Source organism: Shewanella sp. SG41-4 (genome assembly GCF_014164505.1).
Classification (GTDB): Bacteria; Pseudomonadota; Gammaproteobacteria; order Enterobacterales; family Shewanellaceae; genus Shewanella.
Map to the genome: position 1 here is coordinate 1 of NZ_JACJFI010000414.1, position 2,554 is coordinate 2,554.

Annotated in this window: 3 protein-coding genes; all 3 read right to left on the minus strand. The window is 37.4% G+C overall.

Annotated elements, in window-relative coordinates:
• Positions 1–83 precede the first annotated feature (83 nt).
• Positions 84–728 (minus strand): cupin domain-containing protein, encoded by a 645-nt coding sequence (locus tag H5202_RS20440; RefSeq protein ID WP_182773681.1) that lies wholly within the window; start codon positions 726–728, stop codon positions 84–86.
• Positions 729–907: 179 nt separating this feature from the next.
• Positions 908–1,879, minus strand: a complete 972-nt coding sequence (locus H5202_RS20445) for an alpha/beta fold hydrolase (protein WP_220493949.1) — start codon at positions 1,877–1,879, stop codon at positions 908–910.
• A gap of 16 nt (positions 1,880–1,895) precedes the next feature.
• On the minus strand, positions 1,896–2,138 hold the full coding sequence (locus tag H5202_RS20450) for a glutaredoxin domain-containing protein (RefSeq protein ID WP_182773682.1): 243 nt from the start codon (positions 2,136–2,138) through the stop codon (positions 1,896–1,898).
• Positions 2,139–2,554: the final 416 nt, after the last annotated feature.

Here is a 2,554-nt window from a genome sequence, read left to right on the forward strand (position 1 = left end):
CTTTAACATTGTTAAAAAATCTGACGCCGAACATTACTTTTCCTACTTAACCTAAATGATATCAATTATTTACATCATGTAAATTAAAGGTGACCAACTTTAACAAGTATTACGGTATCTAATTCCACGTAAGGATAATGCTGACTTAAATGTGGGCTTCGAATCCAACTTCCGGCTGGGTATCGTCCATGTTCATCAATAAGTTCACCTCGAATAACAAAAATTTCTTCACCGCCCATATGAGTATGAGGCATAAATTTTTCTCCTGCTGGCCAATGCACCAAAGCGGTAGACTCCCCCTCAAAAGAATGTAATGGTATAACTTTTAAATTGCCTTTCCCTGCTGACCAGTAGACTTGGTTGGTGTTAATTCTGACTTGTTCATTATCATTCGACTGAAATTGGTATAATTTCACAAAAATTGTACAACCTTCCACGCTAAAAGGTCTATGACTAAAGCCTTCTGGATTTCGAATATAACTCCCCGCAGGATAATCACCTGTTTCATCAGAAAACACTCCTTCTAAAACAAATATTTCCTCTCCGTTAGGATGACCATGCTCCGGATAATCGGATCCGGCTTCATATTTGACGACACTGGTAGCGTGACCTCGCTCCGCTTCAGCTCTTGCTAATGGCTTTCGCCATATACCTGATGCTGGGCTTTTTTGCCAACTCTGTTGTTCAGTATCAACAACCACTTTTTTTTCGAAATTTATATTTAACATGGTTTCATTTTATCTCGGTACATAGCATTTTAGCTTGTTGAGCAAAATAACAAATCTTACAGCCCTACTCATAAGTTAAACTAACGTCTATTTAAGCATAACTGGCTGTTAGTTATCCCGATCTAGATGTAATCGACAACGAATAACGCCCATAAAACACAGGCGTTACTCTCATTCACTTATTTTCGAACTATATTCTTTTTCATAAAACCGAGGATGTGTTCAGCTATAACATCACCGTCCTCTTCAAGCGCAAAGTGTCCAGTATCTAGAATATGAAAATCCAAGTTTTTCAAATCACGTTTGTATGGATGCGCCCCTTCCTCAGGAAAAATATAATCACCTTTGCCCCATACTAATAACGTTGGTGGCTGATGTTTTCTGAAATATTCCTGCCATTCTGGATACAACGCTGGGTTTGTTCCATACGAGTAAAACAATTCTAACTGAATTTCTTTATTACCCGGTCTGTCAAGTTTGGATTGGTCTATTATCCAATTATCTGGACTAATCAACGCTTTATTTCGAGTCCCATTAGTGTATTGCCACTCTGTCGCACCGATTGTTAAAAGTGAATCGCTTAACAATTTAGCATTTTCCGCTGACTTGTCCTGCCAATACGCTTTAATCGGCTTCCAAAAATCTCTCAGTCCTTCATCATAAGCATTCCCATTTTGGATAATTAAACCTTCAATTTTTTCAGGGTGAGCTGACGCAATTCTAAAACCAACCGGTGCGCCATAGTCCATGACATACAGAGTAAAGTTGTCAGCGCCCACCTCAGCTAAAAAAGCATCGGTTATTTTGGCCAGATTATCGAAACTATATTCAAACTCAGTCACTGATGGCATCGAACTATTACCGAATCCGGGATAATCAGGCGCTATCACATGATAAAGTTTCGATAGTTTCGGAATTAAATCTCGATACATATGTGATGACGTGGGAAAACCGTGCAGTAAGACAATGGTCTTTTTATTTTCAACACCCGCTTCTCTATAAAAGATATCTTGTCCTTGTACTTTAATTGTCTTGTGTAACGTCTGTGAAGCTTGAACCTGCCCTGTTGATGCCACGCTTATCATTAACACTCCAGCAACTAACATCAAATAGCTCTTGATAGAGTTGTACTTATCAGTTTTCAAAAACATATCAATCTCTCTTCTATTATATATTTGTCAATAAGACAATATTTTCAGGACTTATCAAGTCGGTAAAACCACCAATTGGCTTATCTTCGATGAATATCTGTGGAAAAGTTCTTCCTGCAGTTCTTTCTTGCATAGTCGTTATCATTTTGGGATTATTAGCAACATCGTACTCAGTAAACTCTAAGCCCATGTTCAAAAATAGCCTCTTAGCATTAGTACAATAGCCACAACCTGGCCTTGTATAAATTTCAATCTTCATCGCTTTACGTCCTCATTAACACCCATGACAAAATGTGTCGCTGTATTCATAACGATATTATCTACAACAACATGGCATTAATAAATACTGCAACCATTGAATAATTATCAACACTGCGTAAACAATAAGTGATGAGTTAATTCCTTATAAGGCGAACAAAATTAAGAAAGAAGCTCAAATATATCGATAACAACCTGATTGAAAGACAGTAGAAATGGTTTCTTTAGGAACATGAGTGAGTATTCCTATGCAGAATATGGTAGAGCCAGCGCAGTGATGTTATAACTATTGAGGACAATTCTATTTGTATCACCTGGTTGAACAAATTTTGTAATGTACAATGCAGGGTGTTCAACAATCCTTATCCCAAAGAGTATTTATATGAAACATTATCAAATGCAGCTAGTTAATACAGT

Coding starts and splice junctions, on each gene's coding strand:
- H5202_RS20440 (WP_182773681.1), bottom strand. CDS start 728: ATGTTAAATATAAATTTCGAAAAAAAAGTGGTTGTTGATACTGAACAA.
- H5202_RS20445 (WP_220493949.1), bottom strand. CDS start 1,879: ATGTTTTTGAAAACTGATAAGTACAACTCTATCAAGAGCTATTTGATG.
- H5202_RS20450 (WP_182773682.1), bottom strand. CDS start 2,138: ATGAAGATTGAAATTTATACAAGGCCAGGTTGTGGCTATTGTACTAAT.